Here is a 23547-nt window from a genome sequence, read left to right on the forward strand (position 1 = left end):
CCGCATCCACGACGATCAGCCGCCCCTCGATTCGCTCGGATCGACGACCTCGCCTCGCGCATCGAGGGGCAGCGCCTCCCGCGGACGCCCCAATCTCTCGAGGACCTCCGCCGCCGAGCGGGGTCGATCCGCGGGGTCCGTGGCGAGGAGCTGATCGAGCACGAGGGCCACCTCGAAGGGCAAATCCGGGACGAGCGTGCGCAGGTTCGGCGCGGGCTCGTTCAGGCGCGCGAGGACGAACGCGCACATGTCGCGATTCTCATGCGGAACACGGCCCGTGAGCGCGAGGTAGGCCATGATCCCCACGGCGTAGAGATCGGTGCGGGCCGTGGCGCGTTGCTCGCGGAACTGCTCGGGCGCGATGTACGAGAGGGTCCCGACGATCTGCCCCGCGTCCGTGATCGGATTCGGCGACGCGACGGACAGCGACGAGAGGCCAAAATCGAGCACCACGGGGCGCTGGTCCGGCCCCACGAGCACGTTGTCGGGCTTGAGATCGCGGTGCACGATGCCCGCGGCGTGGATCCACGCGAGCGTCTCCAGCAGGCCGACGAGGACGGGCTCGAGCGCCTCCCAGGAGCAAGGGACACTCACGCCGGGGAAGGGCCGGCCCAGGATGCACTCGGTCACGAGGAAGGGGCGGTCGCCTTGCAGGCCCTCGTCGACGAGGCGCACCACGCCGGGCAGGCGCAGGAGCCGCAGCGCCGCGATCTCCCGCTGCGCGCGCGCCGCGCAGGTCGCCGACACCGAGCGCAGCACCTTCACCGCGACCCGCTCGCCCGTGCGCGTGTCCTCCGCCTCCCACACCGCGCCTTGCCCACCGCTGCCGAGCTGCGCCATGAGCACGTACCGATCCGCGAGCAGCTTCCCCGCTCTCTCCTCGCGCTCGCGGGGCACGGGCACGTCGTCGATGCGCGCGACCTCGCGCAGAAACACGTCGTCCGACGCGTCCTCCGACGAGGAGCTCGACGGAAGCGTGGACTCTTGCCAGGCGAAGCGCTGCGACGACATCACGCTCACCCGTCCTCGTCGAGCAGGCCCTCGCGGCGGGCCATGTCGCGCAGCCGGTCCTTCAGGAGCTGGAACCGCTTGCGCAGCCTCGCCCCTTCGCGGCGTTTGTCCTCGACCGAGAGCGGCGGATCGTCCTCCTCGCGCAGCACCATGGCGAGCTCGTCCCAGGGCAGCTTCCGGTCCACGCGCAGCATGAGCAGCTCCTGGTCCTCCTCGGGGAGCGAGGCGCGGAGGGCGGTGAGGCGGCTGCGCGTCGTCGTCCGCAGAAACGCGGCCGTTCGCTCGCGGACCTCGGCCACGACGCCCGAGATCTCGGCGCTGTCGAGCTCCCCCTCGCGCTTTCGCCTGCGCAAGACTTCCCTGCGGAAGCGGACCGAGGCCCTCCGCGCGATGGCGTAGGCGAAGCCGCGGAAGGAGCCCTTGCCCTCGAAGCGCTGGAGCCCCTGCCAGAGCGCCTCGCCGAAGCGGGAGAAGACCTCCTCGGCGTCGCTCTCTTCGCGGTGCAGGGCCGCGAGGAACGCGTAGATCTCGGGCCCGTACGTCGCGAGCATGGCCGTCGCGACGCCTCTTCGGTCTCCCTGGGTAAGGCGGGTCCCGAGCTCACGCTCGAGATCGCCCCGATCCTCCGCGGTCATGTGACGTGATCCCGGAGCCCGAACGCCGAGCGACGTCGTGCCCTCGGCCCATCCTACACCATGGGACGGGCTCCCGATCGGGGATGTCCCGGGGCGGGCCGCCGCGCCCTAGCCCTTGGCGTCCCGCGCGCACCGAAACCCGCTCATCACCATGCGATAACGCGCGGGGTGGTGCACGCGGTTCGTGGAGCGCAGGCCCGTCGCGTGGTAGTTGAATCCGCCGCCGCGCAGGACCCGCTCACATTCGGTCGGGATCTTGTTCGACCCGGTAAAACCCTGCTGGCGCTTGCGCTTCAGCTCCGCGTAGGCGGCGAGGGCCTCCTCGCACGTCCCGCCGCGGCCCTCGGAGGCGCCGGGGCGCTTGTACGCGAACGGATCGTAGATGTCCTCGGCCCACTCCCAGACGTTGCCGGCGAGATCGTGGTGCCCATAAGGACCACGCCCCGAGGGGTGTGTCCCGACATCCGCCGTGACACTGACCGCGAAGACCGCGCGCTCGGGCCCGGGCGGCGAGTTTCCCCATGGATACAGCCGACCGCCCTCGCCGCGCGCCGCCTTCTCGAGCTCCGCCTCACGCGGGAGGCGCTTCCCCACGAACGCGCAATAAGCGCGCGCGCTCTCCCAGGAGATGCTGCTCACGGGCTGCTTCGGCCTCCGAAAAAGTTTGTCCGGACCCACGCCATTGCGATCCGCGTTGCTCGGCTCGGGCGGCGGGCAGATCTTGGCCTCGATGCAGCGCGCATAATCGCCGTTCGTCACCTCGAACTCGTCGAGGTAATACGCCGGCAGCGTCACGGTGTGCGCCGGCCATTCGTCGGGCTCGCCGCCGCTGTCGGCGCCCATCGTGAAAGGACCCGCGGGCACGAGGATCATGCCGTCGAGCCGGCTCGGCAGCGCGCTCGTCGCCAGAGGCGCGGGCGGCGGCTCGGGCTCCACGGGGGCGGGCGGCGGGGGTTTTTTGGGTTCGAGCGGCGGCGGGGCGAGCGACGGCGGATTCGGGACGACCGGCAGCGGCGCGGGCGGCGGCGCGGAGGGCCCGACCTCGGGCGCGGGCCCGCGGCTCGTGCATGCACTCGAGAGGAGAAGGGCCCCGAGGAGGAGGGGCGCGCGGAGGGATCGAATCATCACTGGCAGCGGCGAATCACGACGTCGTCGAGGTTCCAGGAAGACATCAGGTACGAATATTCGTCCACCTGGCCGATGTTGTACCCGAAGCGTATCTGGAGGTTCGCGTTCTTGTACGTCGTCAGATTGTGGACGATGTTCGTCCAGGCCGAATCTTCGAGGGTGCTGCCCGTGTCGGGCTTCTGCCAGATCACGACCCAGCTCGAACCGTTGTAGACCTCGATGGAGTTCGTCATCCACGGATACCCGTCGCTGTTCAGGAAGCGCCAGAAATCGAGGACGATGGAGCCCGCACCGGACGCGTTGATCACGGGGCTCGTGAGGTAATAAAACGGGTGCGTGGCGGCGATGCTCGCATTGCCGCCGATCTTGACGCCGGCGAGCTTGTTGTCGGCCGTCGTCGTGTGGTCCGTGGAGGGGTCGCCGTAGCCGTCGTCGTGCCCGGACGAGGACGTCGCCGTGCCGATCTGCCATTCGGTCCCGACGACCCCGAGCGTCCAGCCGTTCCAGCTATTCGCCGCGGTTGCGGTCGCGAACGTCTCCTCGAAGATGTTCGTCACGCCGCAGACGAGCACGCCGTTCTGGCAGATCGTCGTGTTGTTGTTGCAGGGCGCGGCATACGCCGTCCCGCAGGCCACGCCGCCGCCCGGGTTGCCCTCGTCGACGGAGCCGTCGCAATCGTTGTCGAGGCCGTCGCAGATCTCCGTCGACGGCGTCTTCGTGGCCATGCACGCGAGCGTACCGCCCTGACAAACCTGCGTGCCCGCGCCGCAGACGCCCTGCTGGCCCGTGCTGCACGCGCCGCCGCCGCCCGCGTTGTTCTCGTCGACCGAGCCGTCGCAGTCGTTGTCCTTGTTGTCGCAGACCTCGGTCGTGGGCATGTTCGTCGCGACGCACGAGATCGTGCCGTTTTGACAAACCTGCGTGCCCGCGCTGCAGAACCCCGGCTGGCCCGTCGTGCAGGCCGAGCCGCCGCCCGGGTTGCCCTCGTCGACCACGCCGTCGCAATCGTTGTCCTTGTTGTCGCAGGTCTCCGCCGAGGGAAGGATCGTCGGCGTGCAGATGAGCGTCCCGTTCGTGCACGTCGACGTGCCGGCGCCGCAGACGCCCTGCTGGCCCGTCGCGCAGGCCATGCCGCCGCCCGGGTTGTTCTCGTCGACCATGCCGTCGCAATCGTTGTCCTTGTTGTCGCAGATTTCGGTCGACGGCATCGTCATGGCCACGCAGGCGAGCGCGCCGTTCTGGCACTGGTACGTGCCCGCGCCGCAGACGCCCTGCTGGCCCGTCGTGCACACGCCGCCGCTGCCCGGGTTGCCCTCGTCCGCCGTGCCGTTGCAGTTGTTGTCCTGCCCGTCGCAGACCTCCAGGCTCGGCTGGTTCGTCTGGACGCACGCGAGCTGGCCATTCTGGCAGGACGTGGTGCCCGCGCCGCAGACGCCCGGCTTGCCGGTCTGGCAGGACGTACCCCCGCCGGGGTTCTGCTCGTCGACCGCGCCGTTGCAGTTGTTGTCGAGCCCGTCGCAGGTCTCGACGGCGGCCTGGCTGTTCTGTTTGCAGACGATGCCGCCGCCCTGGCACAACGTCGTGCCGGCGGCGCAGATGCCGAGCTGGCCCGTGTTGCATGCGCTGCCGCCGCCGGGGTTCTGCTCGTCGGTTTGTCCGTCGCAATCGTCGTCCTTGCCATTGCAGGACTCGGCCACGGGCTGCACCGAGGACATGCACTGGAGCGCGCCGCCGCTGCAGACCTGCGTGCCTTGCGCGCAGGCGCCCGCTTGCCCCGTCATGCAGGCGGCGCCGCCACCGGGGTTGCCCTCGTCCGTGTTGCCGTCGCAATCGTTGTCGACGCCGTCGCAGACCTCGGCCGACCCGACGCCCGGCATGCACGTCTGCGCCTGCCCGCCCACGCACGCTTGCACGGTCTTCATGCAGGCGCCAAGTCCGCAGGTGAGGGTGCCGAGGCCGTCGTCGATGAGCAGGTTGCAATCGTCGTCGACGCCGTTGCACGTCTCGGCCTTCGGCGTGCCGGGGGTGCACGTCTGCGGCATTCCGTTCACGCAAGCCTCGACGCTGACGAAGCAGGCGCCGGCGCCGCAATTGAGCTGGCCGAAATCCTCGTCCGTCTTCGCGTCGCAATCGTCGTCGACCCCGTTGCAGCTCTCGACGCCCGGGACCGTCTCGCCTTCGCAAGCGCCCCACGCGCCGCCCACGCACGTCTGCGTGCCGGCCTTGCAGGCGCCGACGCCCTTCGTGCCGGCGCCGCCCGAATAACAGTCCTGCGTCTCGCCGTCCGCGCAGGTGCAGCCCTCGTCGATCGTGCCGTCGCAATCGTCGTCCGTGCCGTCGCAGGCCTCGGTGGTCGCGGGCGGGAGCGGCGTGCATTCGGGGACCTGTTGGTCCACGCAGCCAGGGACCTTCACCTGGCATTGGCCGAGGCCGCAGGTGACGTCCGCGATGCCGTCGTCGACCTGGCCATTGCAATCGTCGTCCGTGCCGTTGCACGCCTCGACCGCGGGCACGACCTGCCCCACGCAACCGCCCCAGCTCCCGGCCGCGCACGTCTGCGTGCCCTGCTTGCATTCGCCCTTGTCGGCGGTGGCCGGGTCCGCGTCGTAACACGCACGCGACTCGCCTTCCACGCAAGCAGCGCCGCCTCCCCCGCCCTGGTTGCCTCCCCCGCCCTGGCCGCCGGCGCCGCCTTGCCCCGCGACGCCCCCTTGTCCCCCGGACCCGCCGGCGGCCGCGCCCGCGGTGGTGTTCGTGCCCGCATCGGAACAGCCCCAGGCCCCCCCGAACGAAACCGCGAGGCCGAGAGACAAAAAGGAAGCACGCGCGAATCGCCTCATGCTCGTATTGGAAGGCAACGCCACGAGAGAGTCAACTTCAATACGTCTGCGGGAGCGGGAATCGCTCGATGGAGGCGGCGCCGCCGGGCGTGGAGTTCACGTGGTAAAGGAAGTTGTCGCGCGCGAGGGCGATCCGCCCACTCTTCGCGCCCTTCGCAAAGAGACCGAGATCACTGCCGGCGCCGTCGAGGTCGCGGATCTCGCCGCCGAAAAGCGAGACATAGACGTGGCCCGTGAACGGGTCGCGCGCGAGGCTCGTGATGTCCGATGGGAGGGTCGCGAACGGCGTCGTCGCGGCCGTGTTCACGTCGAGGAGCACGATCTCTTTCGTGGCGAGCGCGACGAGCAGCCGGCTCCCATCGTAGGGCGAGGCGGCGTAGACGCGCGCCGGCAGGGTGGCGACGAGGCCCTTCGTGCCGTCCGCGAGGTCGACCGCGTGGAAATCGCCGTCCGTGTCGACGTTGCCCACGTAGAGCTTTTTCGTGAGGCCGAAGGTGAGGCCCTGCGGGCCGGTGTCGAGGTAGCCGCTCTGGAAGGGACCCGCGCCGGTCGTGATCTTCGCGCTCGGGATGACGAGCGGCAAAGCATTCGCCATCTGGTCGTAGAATGCGACGCCCTGCGGTGTGCCCTGACAACCGCAGTTCGCGCAGCAATTGTACGTGAGCCCGACGTCGGTGACGCTGCCGCCGAACGTGCCATTCTGACCCTGGATCGCCGCGACCTCGCCCATGTTCAGGTTCGTGACGCCCTGGACCGTGGAGACCTGCCCCGCGGTGCTCACCTTGCGCAGGTAATCGGGTCCGCTGAGGACGGTGACGCCCCAGGCATTGCAGACGAGGTCGAAGTCGATGTCGACGAGGCCATTCACGAAGGCCGTGACATTGAGCTGGTCGAGCGTGGCGCCCGTGCAGGCCGGCGCGGGGCGCTCACAGGGGCAAGCGACGCCGTGACAAACCGCGCCGGTGCACGCGACGCCCGCGCAAGGCAGCGACGCGACGCAGGTGTTCGTGGCGGCGTCGCAGGTGGTGCCGGGGCCGCAGGTCGAGGCGCCACAAGCGACGAGCGGGCCCGTGACGACGCAGCCGGCGTCGGGCGCGACGCAAGCGCCGGGGTCCTTGTCGCTGACGTTGCAGACGGTGCCCGCGGCGCAAGGGTTCGCCTCGGGAGAGACACAATCGACCTTGCAAGCGCCCGCGGCGCAGACCTCGCCGGGCCCGGCGCAAAGGGAGGCGTCTTCGTCGACGGCGCCGTCGCAATCGTCGTCGATGCCGTTGCAGACCTCATCCGTGCAGGCGACGCCGCCCGCGCCGGTGCCCGAGGAGGACGAACCACCGCCCGCGCCGCCCGCGCCGCCCGCGCCGCCCGCGCCGCCCGCGCCGCCCGCCGACGAGGAGGACGAGCCCGAGGAGGCGCCGCCCCCCGAGGACGAGGTGGCATCACCGCTGCAACCGGAGGCGGCGAGGGAGGCGGCGAGGGTGAACGGCGCGGCGAAATGGAGAAGGCGCATGGGCGTGGGGGCTCCGTGGGAAAAACGCCCGCGATCGTACCGCGCCGAGCCGCGGCGAAACAAGGCGCATGCGCGGCGCGGCCCTCAGCGCAAGAGGTCTTCCGGCACGAATCCGTATTCGGGCGTCTTGTCGGCCGTGCTCGGCTTCCACTTGAAGACGTAGGTGTTGCGCAGGAGGAGCACGCTGCAGATGCCGAGGGCCGCCACGAGCGGGACGAACCCGAGCACGCTGCTCACCCACGAGCGCTGCACCATCTCGGCGTCCCGCACGACGTCGATCACGTCCGGGTGCTCCGCGCGCAGCTTGTTCCAGAGCGCTCCGTGCACGCGCTCCGCGTCGGCGCGCATCGGGCCCACCGAGAGCGACGCGTCGAGGCAGGCGAGCGTGAGCGCCGCTTCGAGATACTCCCGATCCCGCATCGACGGCTCGAGCGCGAGCACGCGATACCCGGCCTTCACGGGGCCGCCCTTGCGGTAGTTCGAGCCCGTCATCGCCGCCGCCGCGCGCTCCTCCAGGAAATCGCGGAGCTTCTGCGCGATGGCGCCGCGCGTGTCCTCGTCGAGCACCGAGGGATGCACGGGGTGCCCGAGGTAACGCGCGTAGAGGAGCCGCTGCGCCTTCTCCTCGCGGGAAAGGCGGCCGATCATGGAGAACGCGGCCGTGGTCAGGCCCGCGCAAACGAGCACGAGGCCCGCGCCGAGATACGCCGTCGGCGCCTTCGAGTTGCCCGCCATCGCGAGGCCCGGGATGAGCGCGATGAGCGTCGCGGCGACGCCGTACGCGCGGAGATACCCCGTCGCGACGCTCTTCCAGTTCATCTTGATGTGAACGACCGTGTGCGTGTCGGCCGAGCCCTCGGCGACGACGATGTGCGATCGCACGGGGAAGAGCGGCAAGAACTGGAGGAAGGCGAACGTCGTCGCGATGTAGGTGCTGCCGACCTGCTCGACCTTGCCGTAGAGGCGTCTCCCGCCGACGATGAGCACGTTCCGAGGCTACCCGCGCCCTCCGCGGTTTTCAACGCCTGGATCAGCGCCGCGTGCGCTTTCCAGAGGTCTGCGCAATCGGTTCGATGACGCGGTACTGGCCCGTGGGGAAGTCGCGGCGTGGTGGATTGCGGCGGAGCGCGAGCAAGGTGATGTCGTCGAACTGCGAGGCCGAGCCGATGTGGTGGCGGAGCGCGCCCACGACGTCGCCGAGCATGGCCGTGACGGAGGGCGCGCCGCCGCGCAGAATCGAGAGGAAGGTTTCTTCGCCGAACGGCTCCTCGGACGGGTCGAGCGCGTCGCTCACGCCGTCCGTGAAGGCCACGAGAGAATCGCCGGGCAGGAGCGTCACGCGGCCCGTCTCGAATTCGACGTCCCCCATGGCGCCGAGCGCGGGGCCGGTCGATTCGAGGCGCCGCTCCTCGCCGGCCGCGCCGAGGACGATCGGCGCGTCGTGCCCGCAATTGACGTAGGAGAGCTCGCCGCTCTCCGGATCGAGGATCCCGAAAAAGAGGGTCGTGAACATGGCCGTGCGGCCATGGTTGTCGGCGAGGTAATCGTTCGTCTGGGTGATGGCCGCGAGGGCCTCGGACCGATTGGCCGCGCGCCGCGCGAAGGCGCGGAGCAGGCCGCGGACGAGGGACATGAAGAGCGCGGCGCCGACACCCTTGTCGCAGACGTCGGCGATCGCGACGGCGACCTCCCCGGAGGCGAGCCGGAAGACGTCGTAGAAATCGCCCGAGAGCTGCCTGGCCGGCAAGAACCGCGATGCAATCTGCCAGCCGGGCAAGGAGGGCAGCTCGCGCGGGAGGAACTCGGATTGAAGGATGCGGCCGATCTGCATCTCGCGCTCGACGGCCGCGAGGCCATTCTCGGCGCGCTCGCGGGCCACGGCGAGCTCCTTGTAAAGGCCTTCGAGCTCGAGGAGGCGTTGCTTCAGCGCCTCGTCGGTCTGCCCGAAGAGCTTCGCATTGTGGATCGCGATCGCCGCCTGCCCCGCGAACGCCTCCAGCAAGTCGAGCTTCGATTGCGAGAACTGCCCCGTGAAGGCCCGGTTGTCCACGTAAAGGACACCGATCACCTTGCCCCGGATGCGCAAGGGCGCGGCCATGATGCTCGTCAGCCGGAACATCGCCACGCTGCGCTGGAGCGCGAATCGCTCGTCCGTTTGCGCATTGCTCGTGAGCACGCTGCGCTCGCCCTTCAAGACCTCCTCGACGACGGAGCTCGAATACGCAAACTCCATGCTCCGGATGGTGTCCTGATCGAGGTTCCGCGCGACCTGGACGTCGAGATTGCCTTTGTGGTCGACGAGGACGAGGTAGCCGCGCTCGGCCTTCGTCAGCTCGATGACGGAGTCCATGACCTGGTTCAGCACGGTCTTGAGGTCGAGCGAGGAGGTGATCGCCTTGCCAACCTCGAAGAGCGCGGCCTGCGCCTCGCGCGACATGGCGCCCTCCTGCTCGCGCCGCTCGACGTCGAGGCTCGCGCGAAACGTGGAGAGCGAGGTGATCAGGGCGTCGATGTCGCCCGGCAGATCCCGCGCGAGATCGCCGCCCCGCTCGCGCAGGAGGCTCGAGGCCCGAGCAAGGTCGAGCTGGAGCCGCGCGGCGTCGCGGAGGATACGCTCGAGGTCCGAGGCGAAAGGCTCGTCGGGGGCTCTTCGGGTGGCGGTCATGAGCGGGCTCTCAGGCTAGGGAGCATCTTACGTGGCAAGCCGGCGCGCGCCTACCATCCCGCGCGGCGCCAGAGGAACGTCAGCCGGCGTTCGGATTCGAGCTGCGTTGGGAACGGGGACCCGCGAGCCCGCCGTCCGCGGGAAACCCACAGCCGAGGCCCTTCGCTCGCTTCTCGACGTCGCGCGCCGTGACCGATTCTTTCGTATTGCTCCACCGGGAAAGCACGGTGCGATACGCGCTGCAAGCGCCGGGTTTGTCGCCCTTGGCCTCGCGCGCGGCGCCGAGGCGCGCCTGCTGGAGGACATACCACCTCGCCTTCCACGGGTTCGGGCAGATCTGCGTGGCCTTTTCGAGGAACGGGAGCGCTTCGCTCTCCCTGCCGACAACGATGCGGACTTGACCGAGCGAGCCAGTCCATACCGCCTCGCTGGTGTCGAGCTCACCGGAGGGGAGCCTCATGTACTCCGCCTCCTTGGCGAGAGCCTCCTCTGCGAGCTCAGCCGAATACGCGGGCCAGGCATACGCCGCGTCCCAGGCGAGCCTCCGCCCCACAGTAGTGGAGAGATCCTGCTTCGCAATCCATGCGGACCGCGCCGCGTCGAATTCGGCGCGCGTCTCCTTGCCGGCACGGAGCTTCAAGGAATGCATGTACACGGTCGGATCGAGGGCGTGGTCGCCGATGATGCGCCCCGTCCGGAGCGCGCTCTTCGCGAGGAATTCGTCCGCGACCTGGACCGCGCCGTCGATGTCGCCGAGCTCCACATGCGCGAACAGCCGCTGGTGATACAGGACGATCTCGTCCTGCGGCAGCGGCGGGGTCATGGAAGCCATCGCATCGGCGATGCGCGCCCCGGTCGAAAACTGGCCGAACGCCATCGCGCGGCTGGCCGCGAGCGCTTCGGCGTGCCAGAGCTGCCCCGACGCCCGAAAGCGCCGCTCCGCCTGGTCGAACGCGGCGCGGACGGCCGCCTCGGGCTCACCCGAGCCGTACAAAGCGCCGGCGAGCATCACGTGGGGCTTCGGCGACGAGGGCTCCTTCGCCATCCAGCGCCGCGCCGTCTCGGCCGCGACGTCGCACTGGCCGAACGACGAGACGATCTTGATCTTGTCGTTGAGGCAATCGACCGCGCCGGCCGAGACCTCGATGCATTTTTCGAGGGCGACGAGCGCCTCCTGGCTCCGGCGGAGGGGCAGGAGGGCATACTGCTTCGACTGCCAGCAATCGGCATATTGAGGGTCGAGCTCGACGCAACGATTCGTGAGCTCGAGGACCCGCTCCGCCTGGGAGCTCTTCGAAGTATCGAGGAGCTGGCGCGCGTACCAGAAGACGAGCTCCGCGTCGCCGGGCCATTTCGCGACCATGGCCTCGAACCTCCGGGCGGACGTCGCGCAATCGCTGGGGTCGTTCTGGAGCATCGGCTCGAGCGCTTCGAGGAACGCCTGGTCGCGCTCGGAGAGCGAGGCGCGGAGGCCAATCGCCTTGCGAAATGCCTCACGCGCCGCATGGATGTCGAACGAGGCATTGAGCGACGCATACCGGAGGTGCGCCGCGGCCATGCCCGGATCGGCCTTGCGCGCCCGATCGAACGCGGCGATCGCCGTGTCCCAGGTAGCATCCCGGATCGCCTGGAGGCCTTCGCGAAACGCGAGCCGCGCCGCCGCGCTCTCCGTCGGCGGCATGGGCAAATCGGTGACGGCCGTGGGCAGAGGGCCGGCCTGCGCGACCGCCGAGGAAAGCGAAGGCGTGGGCGGTTCGGCCGGCGCTCTCCGGAAAGCAAATGCGGCGCCGAACGCCGCGAGGACGGCGACGACGGACGCCGCGATCAGGAAGGGCCGGCGCGAGGGCGACGCGGGTGGGACCGAGGCGGCGACCGGCGCGCGGGTGTCCCCGGTGGAGACGAGGACGACGTTGCGGCGGCTCGTGATGGTCCGCGTATCCTCGGCGGTGACGAACACGTGGAGGTTCTGGGCGACCTCGTCCATCGAGGCGAACCGCGCCTCGGGCTCCTTGGCGAGGGCGCGCGCGAGGATCTGCCAGACGCCGTCGGGCACGCTGGTGAGCGGGGGCGGCGTGTCGCTCAGGATCGAGGCCATGAGGCTGACCGCGCCCTTGTCCGATCGAAACGGGAGCTTGCCCGCGAGCAATTCATACGCGACGACGCCCCAGGCGAACTGGTCGGCCCGCGCGTCGATCTCCTCGCCGCGGAGCTGTTCGGGCGCCATGTACGCCGGAGTGCCGACGAGCGCGCCCTCGGCCGTCATCGTGGAGAGCGCGCCGTCGGCCGTGGGCCCGAGCGGATCGGCGCTCGCACGCGTGAGTTTGCGGGCGATGCCGAAATCGAGGACCTTCACGGCGCCGTCGGCGCGGACGACGACGTTCTCGGGTTTGACGTCGCGGTGCACGAGGCCCGCCTGATGCGCCGCCGAGAGGGCCCGCGCGATCTCGAGGAGGATGCGCAAGCGCGTGCCGAGGGGCTCGTCCCCGCCCACGAGGGCGCGCAAAGGGCGGCCAAGGACGAGCTCCATCGCGATGAAAGGCGCGCCGTCATGCTCGCCGACGTCGTAGATGGCGACGATGCCCGGATGGGAGAGCGCCGCGACCGCGCGCGCCTCGCGGAGCATGCGCGCGACCGCCCGACCCCAGGTCTCGCTGTCGGCCTCGTCCCCCTTGCGCAGGACTTTGAGCGCGATTTTGCGGCGGAGGCGGGTGTCCTCGGCGCGGTACACCTCACCCATACCGCCCTCGCCCAAGAGCGACTCGATGACGTAACGGTCGAACGACTCCCCCGGCGAGAAGCGCATGACCGGAAGAGCGTAGCCCGTCTACGGCTTGACGCCCAGGGAAGTTCGGGCGCGTTCGTCAGGGTTCGCGCTCGGGCTCACAGCCGAGCGTCTTGGCGCGACGCCATCAAGACCAGGACGGCATCGTTTCCTGCCTCGCCGCGGTCAGAGGCTCTCGAGGAGCTTGAGGAGTTCGAGGTTGGGCTTCGCTCGCTCGGAGGCGGGGATGTAGAGCGTGCTCGCTGGGGTCAGCCGCGCCTTGTCCAGGTCCTGAATGGCTACCCAGTCCTCCCTCGGCTTGCAGCCTGGGAACATGGCGGACTCGTAGATACAAACTTTGTGGTCCGTCGGATAGAACTTGGCGAGATGCTCCACGAAATAGTGGAACCCTTTGGGCTGGTAGTTCGAACGGCTGTAATCGCCGCGGCCGAAGACCCCAACCTGCCAAAGAATGAGCGCTGCCTTCGGGTTCGGAACGTGGCCGTTGATGACGAAGGCCGTAGCCTCATAGCTCTGGCATCCGGTCGTGGCCGGATCGACACCGAGCTCGGCGAAGAGACAATCCTCCGCCGAGATGCCCGGCAACATGAACGCCTCGTACCCCTGCTTCTGGAGCCTCTTGATGGCCATGTGCGTGGGATAAGCAAACACCCCAGGGTGGCCGTAGTAGGCGGCGCACGTGCGCATGCCCGCATGGACGCTGGCCATCATGCGCTCGATCATCTGCTCGTAGGTCTCCATGCGGCGCTTCCCCTCCTCGTAAAGCCCGGAGAGCGATTCCGACTTCCCAGGGTTGAGGCGTTGAATGACGCCCTCGGCGACCGGGTCGGAGACCACGTAAAAGACCTTGTCCGCTGCCTTGATCCAGGCGAGCGCCTCCTGGGTCAGGTGACCCACCGTCTTGATCCCACTGCCCACGACGACCAGTGAACCCTTTTTGCTATCCAAGGCTTTCCTCTCCGCGGCGTCTCGTTCATGGACGCTGACCGGCAATGCCCGAGTCAATGGCGATGATATTCCGAGCGACAGCGCTAGCACGCTCGTCCTCTAGGCGATCGGGACAGGTGCGTGCAGCTGGAGTGCTAGGTCCGTATGTTATGTGGGGACAGGGGCGGCGGGCTGGTTCTTCGATGACCCCGCCCGCGTGGGACGACGGAGCAGGAGTCGTCCGCAGCTCCTCAAACCGTCTCGCCCGTGTCGTTGGGATAGTACGGATAATTGTAATTCGTGATGGCCTGTGCGCTGCTCGAGAGCGGGTCATTGGGGTCGTACGCCCGCCCCTGGATGCGCGCGTAGATGACGTCGGGGTTTCCGGTCCGCAGCGCCCGCTCATCGTCCGCCGAGAGCTGCGCCGATTGGATGGCCGACTGCGGATCGGTCAAAAAGACCATGAGCTGGTCGTGATCCAGTGCCGCATCCGTGAGAAAGTCCTTCAGTCGCGAGTCCATGTTCTCACCTCCTGAACACGCGCAGACGCATTGGCATTGCTGCGTGTTCGTTCACGCGTGATCCGACGCAGAGGGTAACAACCCTTTGTGAGGGGCAGCAAGTAGTTTCTACACTGAGCCCGCTTTCACCTCGCATCCGAGCGCTCCCCGCGTCCTCCTCCCTCCGGGACCCCCTCGCCGGCATGCGCCTACGCAAGCGCGACCGCCATCGACCCCCCCGGAGGGTACCCGACCGCTTCGCATTCAAAGGAGGCCTCGAAGGCTCGCGCGCGCGATCTGTCAGGGTTCGCGCCGGGGCTCGCAGCCGAGCGCCTTGGCGCGACGCGCGACGTCGCGCGCCGTGATCGAGTCCTTCGCCGCGCCCCACCGCGAAAGGACGACCCGGTACGCCGCGCACGCGAGGTCCTTTTCCCCCCGGGTCTCACGCACGATACCGAGGCGATGCTGGGTCTGCAGATAATGAACCGGATCCAGGAGCATGCCGCAATGGGACGAGGCCTCGACGAGGTCCGGGAGGGCCGCTTCCATGTCGCCGGCGAGGAAATGAACTTTTCCGCGCAGGGCGGCTGCAGACCGGGCGCGGTAGTAAGCGATGTCGTCGCGGCGCGAGGGGAGCGGGGGCATGGCGGCGAGGGCCTCGCGCGCCTCGTCGGGCGTCGTCGCAGGCAGGGCATACGCGCCGTACCAGGCGCCTGCAGCGTCGCCCCCCTGAACACAGCGGCGTATCCAGCCGTCCCGGTGCGCAACACGCTCGGCCTCCGAGAGCAGGCCCGCGCGATGCGCGGCGGCGTAAAACGAGGGCTCGGGATCGACGATGCAATCGGTGGTGGCCGAGCGGAGCGAGGCGGTCTGCCGCGCGAGGAAATCCTGCGCGACGCGGCCCGCGTCCGCAGTGCGCCCAAGCTCCGTCAAAAGAAAGACGTGTTTGGCCGTGGGGCCGGCCTCGTGGTCGATGTCGCCGACGACGCCCGTCTCTCGCGCGATCCGGAGCGCGGACTCGAAATCCCCCGTGCCCGCGGCAAAGCCAAAGTCGAGCGTCAAGGCCTCCACCTGGAATCCCGAGGCGCGGAGCTTTTGCGTCGCCGTGTCCACGACGGCGCGGACGGCCGCATTCTCGCGGCCCTGCCCATAAAGCGAGCACGCGAGATAGCTGTGCGCCCGGCCGAGATCGGGCTCGCGCGCGACCCAGCTCCGCGTGACCTCTTCGAGGCCCACGCATCGGTTCGACATGATCTCCACGGCCGCCCGGTCGAACATGCAGTCGCCCGCGGTGGGAGCGACTTCGATGCACCGATCGAGCGCGCGCCGCGCTTCCTCGTGCCGCCCGAGCGCGACGAGCGCGCGCGCCTGAATCTGCCAGCAATCGGCATATCGATCGTCGAGCGCGAGGCAACGCTCGGTGAACGTGAGGAGCTCGGCCGGATTTCGCTGGGGGATCGGGAAAAACTCCCAGTACACGAGCTCGGCGTCGCCGGGGAACCGGGCCGAGGCGTCCGCGAAGCGGCGGCGCATCTCGGCGACGTCGGGCGGGTCGCGCTGCAAGAAGGGTTCGAGCGCGTCGAGCAGGGAGCGATCCCGATCGGTCAGCGAGGCGCGCAAAAGGAAGGCGACCCGGTAGGCCTCGCGCGAGGCGTTGAGGTCCTCGGTGTCCATCGCGACCATCGCATAACGAAGGTGCGCGAGCGCGAGCGAGGGATCGGCCTTGCGGGCCCGCTCGAAGGCGAAGCGCGCCGTCGTCCACGAGGCGTCACGCACGGCCTGGACCCCCTCGCGATACGCGACGAGCGCCTCGGGGCTGTCCGTGGTCGGGAGCGGGAGATCGGTGATCGCGACCTTGACGGGCGGCGCAGCCGAGGGAGCCGGCGCGATGGGCGCGCCGTCGACGGGTTTTTCTCGATGAAACAAAAACCACGCGGCGGCGGCGAGCGCGGCGAGGACGGCGACGAGGACGAGCGCGCGGGCCGCGGGGAAAGGGGCCCTTGCGGGGAGGTTTGTCGGGGGAGGAGGCTCGGGGGCCGGCTCGTTTTCGATCGACAAGAGCGCGAGCTCGTCGGCGAGCGCGGCCATCGAGGGGAATCGATCGGCGGGGTCTTTCGCGAGCGCGCGCCGGACGAGGTCGCGGACGCCCTCGGGCGCGCGGGTCATCGGCTTGGGCTCGTCGGCGAGGATCGAGCTGATGAGGGCCGCGGGGCCCTTGTCCGAACGGAACGGCAGCTCGCCCTCGAAGAGCTCGTGCGCGACGACGCCAAAGCCGAACTGATCGGAGCGCGCGTCGAGGGACTCGCCCATGAGCTGCTCGGGCGCCGTGTACGCGGGGGTGCCCTGGAACATGGACTCGGCGGGCTCGGCCTCGAGCGTCAGCGCGCCGGGATCGGTGTCGCGCTCGAGGCCACGCGCGATGCCGAAATCGAGCATCTTCACGGCGCCCGCGGGGCTCACGACGATGTTCTCGGGCTTGACGTCGCGGTGCACGACGCCCGCCTGGTGGGCCGCGGCGAGGGCGCGCGCGACGTCGTGGAGGATCTGGATCTTGCGGGCGGCGGGCGCGTCCCCGCCGACGAGCGCGCGCAAGGGCTCACCCTCGGCGATTTCCATGGTGATGAACGCCGTGCCGTCGAGCTCGCCGACGTCGAAGATCGCCACGATGCCGGCATGCGAGAGCCCCGCCGCCGCGCGCGCCTCGCGGAGCATGCGCGACGATTCGAGGGCCCACGCGTCCTCGGAGAGCTCGGCGTCCTTGCGCAGGAACTTCAGCGCGACCCTGCGGCCGAGGCGCGTGTCGAGGGCGCGATACACCTCGCCCATGCCGCCCTCGCCGAGGAGGGACTCGACGACGTACCGGCCGAAGGTGTCGCCGACGGAGAACCGCGTGGACGCTGCCATGCTTCAGCCGGCCTTCGCGTCGCAGCCGAGCGCTTTTACGTGCGCGCGGGCCTCGGCCGCCGTGCGAGAGGCGCGCGCCCCGCCCCAGCGCGAAAGGACGCGGCCGAACGCGTCACACGCGCCCGCGCGGTCGCCGAGCGCCTCGCGGACGAGGCCGAGGTGGTGGAGGGTCTTCGTGTGGCGGAAGGGCTCGACGAGGTCGCCGCACGACGCGGATGCCGCCGTGAGGTGCGGGAGCGCGGCGGCCGGGTCGCCCGCGAGCCAATGCGTCCAGCCGAGCGCGCTGTCGAGCGCGAGACCGACGTGCAGGCTATATGTGCGCGCCTTGGCCCTGGCCTCGGCCGGGAGCGCGGCGAGCGCGGCCTTGCCCTCCTCGGCGCTCTGGGCCACGAGCCCGTATCCGTAGACCCACGCCGCGATGCGCTCGACGAGCGTCTCCTGATAACGCGCCACCCACTTCGCGCGCTCGGCCTCGAAGTCCTTGCGGGAGAGGAGCCCCGCGGTGAGCTCGGCGCGGAGGAAACGCACGGTGTTGTCCCCCGTCGTGGGGTCGGCGAGGAGCGCGCCGCGCCGCGCGAGGATGGCCTGCGCCTCGCGGCCCGCGTCCGCCTGGCGGCCCACCTCGTCGAGGATGTGGACGAGCATCGCCGCCGACATGTTGTGCGCCATCGCGCTCGGATCCACCTCGAGGGAACGCTGGAGCTCGCGCGTCGTCCGCTCGGCCTCGTCGAACCTGCCCGTGGCGACCGCGTGCGCGATGAAGAGCTTCTGCGCCTCCCCGTCGAGCTTCTGGTCGCGGTACTGCGCCGCCGCGGTGTTGATGGCGGTCTTCACGGCGGCCTCGGGGGCGCCGCGCGCGAAGAGGGCGGCGGCGAGCTGGACGTGGGCGACCGGCGCCGTCCCGGCCTTGGCGATCCATTGACGCGCCCCCGCCTCGACGAGCGAACAGCGCCCGAGCGCGAGCTGGGTCTGGTTCCGATCCATGAAGCAATCGGAGGCGTCCGGCGTGGCCTCGATGCAACGATCGAGCCCCGCGAGCCCCTCCTCGACGCGCCCCATGCGGAGGAGGAGCACGCGTGCCCTGCCCTGTAGACAATCGCCGTAGAGCGGATCGAGGGCCAGGCATCGATCGATGAGCGGCAGCACCGACTCCGGCGGCAGGATGCCCATCGCGAACATCGAATAGAGGTTTGCGATCTCCGCGTCGCCGGGGAAACGCGAGGCCGCGACGGCGAGGCGACGGGTGCACTCCTCGTGATCACTCGGCGTGCGTTGAAAGAAGGGCTCGTGCGCGTCGAGTAGAGCCTGGTCCCGCGCGTCGAGCATCCCGCGGCTCATGACCGCGCGACGAAAATGCTCACGCGCGGCCGTCATGTCCGCGTCGTGGATGATCATCGCCATGCGCAGCCAGCCCGCGGCCAGCGCCGGATCGGCCCGCGTCGCGCGAACGAAGGATCCGTACGCGGTCCTCCACGCGCTGTCTCGCAGCGCCTGGAGCCCCTCGAGGTACGCCGCGCGCGCCTCCTCGTTCGCGAACTTCGGCAAAGGCACGGCCGTGACGGGCGTCGGGGCGGGCGTGAGGACGGTCCGCGCGAGCACGGGCGGCGGCGCGGTGCTCGCCTTGCGCGCGAAGACGATGCCCGCGGCGGCGAGGCCCAGCGCGACGAGGGCGGCGAGGCCAAGGAAGCGGCGCGAGCGCGCGGGGGCGCGCTTCGTCGTCGTCGGGGCGCGATTCGTGGCGGCGCGGCGCGCAGGCGAGCGGCTCGTCGTGCTGCGCGTGGAGGGGCTCGGCTTCGGGCGCGGCGCCTCTGCGGAGGGACGCGCGGCGCTGCTGCCGGGCACGTCCCCTTTTCGCAGGAGCCTCGCGAGCGGCGTGGCGAAGGGCGCGAGCGCCGCGACGATGTCGTCCATCGAGGCGTGGCGATCGGCAGGCTCCTTGGCGAGCGCGCGGAAGACGACGGCCTCGACCTCGGGAGGCACGTCGTTCATCGGCGGCGGGTCGTCGCTCAGGATCGAGGCGATGAGGCTCACGGGTCCGCGATCCAGGCGGAACGGGAGCTTGCCCGTGAAGAGCTCGTACGCGGTGACGCCCCAGGCGAATTGATCGACCCGCGCGTCGATGGGCTCGCCCTTCACCTGCTCGGGCGCCATGTACGCGGGGGTGCCGACGAACGAGCCGTCCCCGGTGCGCGTGGCGAAATCGTCGTGCCCGTCGCCGAGCTGCTCGTCGCAGCGCCGTGCGATGCCGAAATCGAGGACCTTGATGGCGCCGTCCTCGCGGATCATCACGTTCTCGGGCTTGACGTCGCGGTGCACGAGGCCGGCGCGGTGCGCGACCGAGAGGACCTGCGCCACCGCGGAGAGCAAGGCGATCTTTTCGCCGAGCGGCGCGTCCACGTGCACGAGGTCGCGCAGGAGCTTGCCCTGCACGAGCTCCATCGCGATGAAAGGCGTGCCCTCGTGCTCGCCGACGTCGTAGACCGCGACGATGCCGGGATCATTCAAGGCCGCGGCGATCCGCGCCTCGCGGAGCATGCGGCGCACCTGCTTGCCCCAGCTCTCGCTCGCGCCCTGGGCGTCGCGGCGCAGCACCTTGAGCGCGACGCTGCGGCCGAGGCGCGTGTCCTCGACGCGGTAGACCTCGCCCATCCCGCCTTCGCCGAGGAGCGCTTCGACGATGTACCGATCGAACCTTTCTCCAGGCAAAAGGGGCATGGCGATGAGGGTAGCGCGAAGGTGGGTTACCAGGAAGGAGGCGAGCCGCGATTCAGCGCGCCATGGCCGCGAGGTCGATGCCGAGCCGCGCGCACGTCTCCTCGTCGAGCACGCCTATGCCGACCGGCGGCACGTAGAGCGTGGTCGCGGGCGTGAACGTGGCGTCGGCGAGATGGGCGAGCGGGATGCGCTCGATGCGCGGGGTGCAATTGATGAAGACGGCGGCCTCGTAGAGCGTGACCTCGTGGTCCACGGGGTAATGCTGGAGCAAACGCTCGACGAGCACGTGAATCCACTGGCCGCGGTTGCCGTCGGGGCGATACGTCGCGTCGCCGAACATGCCGACCTGCCAGAGGATCAAGGCCGACGTGTTGTCGACGGGCTTCTTGTACAGGACGAACCGCGTGGCCTCGTGGCTCTGGCAGCCCGGCGTCGCGGGGTCGACGTTGAGGTCCGCGAAGAGGCAATCCTCGGCGGAGATGGCCGGGAGCATCGTCGCCTCGTAGCCCTCGGCGCGCGCCCTGCGGATCGCCTCGTGCGTGGGGAACGCGAAGACGCCGGGGTGGCCGTACGCGGCGCAGCACGCGCGGTGGCCCTCGCGCACGGCGCCGAGGATCCGCTCGACCATCGCGTCGTACGCCTCCCTGCGCGAGCGGCCGAGCCGATAGAACCGGCCGAGCGACTCGGCGGCGGGGTGAATCTGCTTGATGACCTGCTCCCCGACGATGTCGGCGATCAGGTAAAACACCTTGGTGGAGGTCTTGAGCCTGGCAATGGTATCGCCCGTGAGCTGACCGACGGTCCGGATACCGGTCCCCACGACCACGAGCGAACCCTTTTCCTTGATCATCCTGCCCGACGCCTCCCGTGTTTCATTGGGCGCATTTCAATGCTTTCGCACGCGCCGCGGCGCTCTGGGCCGTGACCGAGCCTTTCACGCGCCCCCACCGGTCGAGGACGACTCGATATGCGGCGCACGCCCCCTCCTTGTCATTTCGCTCCTCGCGCACGACGCCGAGGCGGTAGGCCGCGACGGTGTGGAGCATGGGCTCGTCGAGCGCCGTGCAGGAGCGAAACGCGACGTCGAGGTGCGGCAGGGAGCGATCGAATTGACCGGCGAGGAAATGGATGCCGCCGAGGAGCATCTCCACCCGCGGCGCCATCAGGGCATAAAAAACCGAATCCTGGAGCGGCGGCTGCGTCGCGAGCGCGTCTTTCGCCTCGGCCTCCGTCCGCGCGGGCATGGCATACCCGACGAACCAGACGGACGCCTGCTTCATCTCGCCCGTGTCCTCGGAAAAACTCTTCGCCCACGCGTCGCGCGCCCCGGCGAACTGCGCGGCGTCGAGCGCGCCGCTCCGCCGCTTGGCGTCGAGGAAGGGGATCGTCGGATCCCACCAGGCCATCCGGACGACCGGCTGCGTCCACGCCGAGCGCTGCGTGAGGAATCGATCCGCGATCCCGGCGGCCCGTTTGTCCTGCCCCATCTCCTCGTAGAGCTGGACGAGCGCGAGCGCCGGGACGATGTGCTTCTCCTCCAGCGACTCGCCCGCGATGTCTTTTTCGAGCTCGCGCGCGACCCGCTCGGCCGCCTCGAAATCGCCGGAGATGATCGCGTGATGAATGCGCAGCCGACCGGCCTCTTCGATGCGCCCCTGCGCCTGGTACTTCTTCGCCGCCTGCTCGACGGCGGTGCTCACCGCGGGCCCCGATTGCTTGCCGGCGTAGAGGGCCACGGCGAGCTCGCCCTGGGCGATCGCCGAATTGGGGTCCTTCGTGATCCAGCGCCGCACGTCGGCCTCGATGAGGTCGCACTGGCCGAGGTACTTGCGCGCGCGGACCCGCTCGCGCAGGCAATCCACCGCCGCCGGCACGAGGTCGACGCAACGGTCGAGCGCCGCCAGCGCTTCCTGCTCCCGGCCGACCCGGAACAGCGAAAAGGACTGGACCTGATAACAGTCGGCGTACTTGGGATCGAGCTCGAGGCAACGGTCGGCCAAAGCGAGCAGCTTCGAGGGCTCCGCGCGTGGCGCCAGGGCCATTTGCAGGTCGACGAACTCCGCGTCGCCGGGATACCGCCGCGAGGCCGCCTCCATTCGCTTGATCGCCTCGTCCACGTCCGGCGGATCCCGCTGCAGGAGGGGCTCGAGCGCGTCGAGCAGCACCTCGTCGCGCTCCGTCATCGTGCTGCGGAGCTGCATGGCGCGCTGAAACGCCATTCGCGTGCTGGCCGTGTCCGAGCGGAATCGATCGATCAGCGCCAGGCGCAAATAGGCAGCCCCGAATCCGCCGTCGACCTTCGCGGCGCGCTCGAAGGCGCCACGCGCGATCTCCCAGGACGCGTCCCGCAAGGCCTGCAAGCCCTCGCGAAATGCCGCGATCGCCTCGGGGTTCGACGAACCCGAAATGGGCAGCTCCGTGATCGGCGTGGGCGCGGGCGCGGGCGCGCTCGTCGGGGGCACCGGCGGGGTCGCGACTTTCTTCCGGTACCAGAAGGTCCCCCAGACCGCCGCGGCCACGACCCAGATCGCGCCGAGGCCGAGCACGGACCCGCGCGACCACCGACGCCCTTGCTTCGGCGGGGGCGCCGGCGCCAGGGCCGGCGATTCGAGCGTGGTCATCGCGGCCGTCGTCGTTTTTCCCGCATGGCCGGCCATCTCCACGCGCACGACCGGCGTCGCGGGCGGCGGCGTGATGCGCGCACTTTTGTCGAGGTCCGGCGAGCGCATCGTATGCGTGGCCGGCGCGGCGCGCGGGGGCGGCGGGGGGGACTCCGACTTCGTCGCGATCGCGACGCTCGCCATCGTGCTCCGGATCGGCAAGACGCGCGCGTTCGGCGCCACGTCCTCGGGCGCCAGGGTCTCCGGCTCCGTCGAGTCGGACCCGGGGATCAAAGCATCGTGCAGGCCACCCGCGTTCTCGGCCGCGACGTAGGGCGCGAGCGCGTCGACCACGAGGTCCATCGAGGAGAAGCGATCGACTTTGCGCTTCGCGATCGTGCGCTTGAGGACGCGCTCGATCACCGCGGGCACGAGGCCTTCGAGCGACGGGGGCTCCTCGTGCAGGATGGCCGAGAGCAGCTTGATGCCTTCGAGGTTCGCGCCGAAGGGCACGCGGCCCGTGATGAGCTCGTAGGCGAGCACGCCCCAGCCGAATTGATCGGTCCGCGCGTCGACGGGATCGCCCGTGAGCTGCTCGGGCGCCATGTACGCCGGGGTGCCGACCATGACACCTTCGCTCGTGACCGTATCGGCGCCGCGCAGCGACCCGACCTTGCCGAGCTCCGCGCCGCGCTGCGTGGAGGCGGCCTCGTCGGCGTCGAGGTGCACGCGCCGCGCGATGCCGAAGTCGAGGACCTTGATGGCGCCGTCCTCACGCAGCATCACGTTTTCGGGCTTCACGTCGCGGTGGACGAGGCCGGCGCGGTGGGCGGCGGAGAGGGCGCGGGCCACGTCGAGAAGCCACCCGAGGCGCGTGGAGATCGAGGCGCCGCCGCCGATCAAGCGCCGGAGCGACAGGCCCTCGATGAGCTCCATCGCGAGGTAAGGCAGGCCCTCGGCCTCGCCGATGTCGTAGATGGCGACGGTGTTCGGGTGGTTCAACGCAGCGGCGGCGCGGGCCTCGCGCAGCATGCGGACGAGGGCGCGTTGCCAGCCCTCGGGATCGGCCGCGGCATCTTTGCGCAGCACCTTCAGCGCAACACGACGCTGCAGGCGGACGTCGCGCGCCTGATACACCTCGCCCATGCCCCCCTCGCCGAGGAGCGCTTCGATCACATACCGGTCGAAGGTGTCGCCCGGGCGCAGGCGCATGGCGTCATGCTACCGCGGTGCGAGCGCGTTCGCTAAGAACATGCTACGCGGCAAATTTTAGACAGGCAGCAGCCCGCGCAGGCTCACCCGCGGGTCGACGACCCCCCCTCCTTGGTATGCG

Annotated in this window: 14 protein-coding genes; all 14 read right to left on the reverse strand. The window is 69.9% G+C overall.

Annotated features, from left to right (window positions below; translation table 11 throughout):
* Positions 1–15: 15 nt before the first annotated feature.
* The gene (locus QHF85_RS30210; protein ID WP_281330867.1) at positions 16–1011 is read right to left on the reverse strand and encodes a serine/threonine-protein kinase; all 996 of its coding nucleotides are present in this window, start codon (positions 1009–1011) and stop codon (positions 16–18) included.
* Positions 1012–1016: 5 nt separating this feature from the next.
* A complete protein-coding gene (locus QHF85_RS30215) occupies positions 1017–1646 on the reverse strand; it encodes a sigma-70 family RNA polymerase sigma factor (protein WP_281330824.1) in 630 nt (209 codons plus the stop codon).
* A 108-nt stretch (positions 1647–1754) separates the two neighbouring features.
* On the reverse strand, positions 1755–2771 hold the full coding sequence (locus QHF85_RS30220; RefSeq protein WP_281330825.1) for an SUMF1/EgtB/PvdO family nonheme iron enzyme: 1017 nt from the start codon (positions 2769–2771) through the stop codon (positions 1755–1757).
* Positions 2771–5614 carry a MopE-related protein gene (locus QHF85_RS30225; protein ID WP_281330826.1) on the reverse strand — a complete coding sequence of 948 codons (2844 nt, stop codon included), beginning with the start codon at positions 5612–5614 and terminating at the stop codon, positions 2771–2773. The genes QHF85_RS30220 and QHF85_RS30225 overlap by 1 nt, the downstream gene beginning before the upstream one ends.
* A gap of 37 nt (positions 5615–5651) precedes the next feature.
* Positions 5652–7121 carry a hypothetical protein gene (locus QHF85_RS30230; RefSeq protein WP_281330827.1) on the reverse strand — a complete coding sequence of 490 codons (1470 nt, stop codon included), beginning with the start codon at positions 7119–7121 and terminating at the stop codon, positions 5652–5654.
* Between the two features lie 84 nt (positions 7122–7205).
* The gene (locus tag QHF85_RS30235; protein WP_281330828.1) at positions 7206–8108 is read right to left on the reverse strand and encodes a hypothetical protein; all 903 of its coding nucleotides are present in this window, start codon (positions 8106–8108) and stop codon (positions 7206–7208) included.
* Positions 8109–8151: 43 nt separating this feature from the next.
* A complete protein-coding gene (locus QHF85_RS30240; RefSeq protein WP_281330829.1) occupies positions 8152–9786 on the reverse strand; it encodes a GAF domain-containing SpoIIE family protein phosphatase in 1635 nt (544 codons plus the stop codon).
* Between the two features lie 79 nt (positions 9787–9865).
* Positions 9866–12589, reverse strand: coding sequence for a serine/threonine-protein kinase (locus QHF85_RS30245; protein WP_281330830.1), 2724 nt, complete (start codon positions 12587–12589; stop codon positions 9866–9868).
* Between the two features lie 144 nt (positions 12590–12733).
* The gene (locus tag QHF85_RS30250; RefSeq protein ID WP_281330831.1) at positions 12734–13516 is read right to left on the reverse strand and encodes an SAM-dependent methyltransferase; all 783 of its coding nucleotides are present in this window, start codon (positions 13514–13516) and stop codon (positions 12734–12736) included.
* 230 nt (positions 13517–13746) lie between these two features.
* The gene (locus QHF85_RS30255) at positions 13747–14016 is read right to left on the reverse strand and encodes a hypothetical protein (RefSeq protein ID WP_281330832.1); all 270 of its coding nucleotides are present in this window, start codon (positions 14014–14016) and stop codon (positions 13747–13749) included.
* A gap of 279 nt (positions 14017–14295) precedes the next feature.
* Entirely contained in the window at positions 14296–16899 is a 2604-nt protein-coding gene (locus tag QHF85_RS30260; protein ID WP_281330833.1) for a serine/threonine-protein kinase, read from the reverse strand.
* Positions 16900–16902: 3 nt separating this feature from the next.
* A complete protein-coding gene (locus QHF85_RS30265; protein WP_281330834.1) occupies positions 16903–19614 on the reverse strand; it encodes a serine/threonine-protein kinase in 2712 nt (903 codons plus the stop codon).
* 52 nt (positions 19615–19666) lie between these two features.
* Complete coding sequence (locus QHF85_RS30270; RefSeq protein ID WP_281330835.1) at positions 19667–20464, reverse strand: SAM-dependent methyltransferase; 798 nt, start codon at positions 20462–20464, stop codon at positions 19667–19669.
* A 22-nt stretch (positions 20465–20486) separates the two neighbouring features.
* Positions 20487–23426: a serine/threonine-protein kinase gene (locus QHF85_RS30275; RefSeq protein WP_281330836.1), complete on the reverse strand. Its 2940-nt coding sequence runs from the start codon at positions 23424–23426 to the stop codon at positions 20487–20489.
* Between the last annotated feature and the right edge of the window lie 121 nt (positions 23427–23547).

It is taken from the genome of Polyangium sp. 6x1, assembly GCF_029946515.1.
Classification (GTDB): domain Bacteria; phylum Myxococcota_A; class Polyangia; order Polyangiales; family Polyangiaceae; genus Polyangium.

What these genes read in the sequence shown, in the direction of transcription:
- QHF85_RS30255 (WP_281330832.1), bottom strand. Translation starts at nt 14,016, where the DNA reads ATGGACTCGCGACTGAAGGACTTTCTCACGGATGCGGCACTGGATCAC.
- QHF85_RS30240 (WP_281330829.1), bottom strand. Translation starts at nt 9,786, where the DNA reads ATGACCGCCACCCGAAGAGCCCCCGACGAGCCTTTCGCCTCGGACCTC.
- QHF85_RS30215 (WP_281330824.1), bottom strand. Translation starts at nt 1,646, where the DNA reads ATGACCGCGGAGGATCGGGGCGATCTCGAGCGTGAGCTCGGGACCCGC.
- QHF85_RS30270 (WP_281330835.1), bottom strand. Translation starts at nt 20,464, where the DNA reads ATGATCAAGGAAAAGGGTTCGCTCGTGGTCGTGGGGACCGGTATCCGG.
- QHF85_RS30245 (WP_281330830.1), bottom strand. Translation starts at nt 12,589, where the DNA reads ATGCGCTTCTCGCCGGGGGAGTCGTTCGACCGTTACGTCATCGAGTCG.
- QHF85_RS30260 (WP_281330833.1), bottom strand. Translation starts at nt 16,899, where the DNA reads ATGGCAGCGTCCACGCGGTTCTCCGTCGGCGACACCTTCGGCCGGTAC.
- QHF85_RS30210 (WP_281330867.1), bottom strand. Translation starts at nt 1,011, where the DNA reads ATGTCGTCGCAGCGCTTCGCCTGGCAAGAGTCCACGCTTCCGTCGAGC.
- QHF85_RS30225 (WP_281330826.1), bottom strand. Translation starts at nt 5,614, where the DNA reads ATGAGGCGATTCGCGCGTGCTTCCTTTTTGTCTCTCGGCCTCGCGGTT.
- QHF85_RS30265 (WP_281330834.1), bottom strand. Translation starts at nt 19,614, where the DNA reads ATGCCCCTTTTGCCTGGAGAAAGGTTCGATCGGTACATCGTCGAAGCG.
- QHF85_RS30230 (WP_281330827.1), bottom strand. Translation starts at nt 7,121, where the DNA reads ATGCGCCTTCTCCATTTCGCCGCGCCGTTCACCCTCGCCGCCTCCCTC.
- QHF85_RS30275 (WP_281330836.1), bottom strand. Translation starts at nt 23,426, where the DNA reads ATGCGCCTGCGCCCGGGCGACACCTTCGACCGGTATGTGATCGAAGCG.
- QHF85_RS30220 (WP_281330825.1), bottom strand. Translation starts at nt 2,771, where the DNA reads ATGATTCGATCCCTCCGCGCGCCCCTCCTCCTCGGGGCCCTTCTCCTC.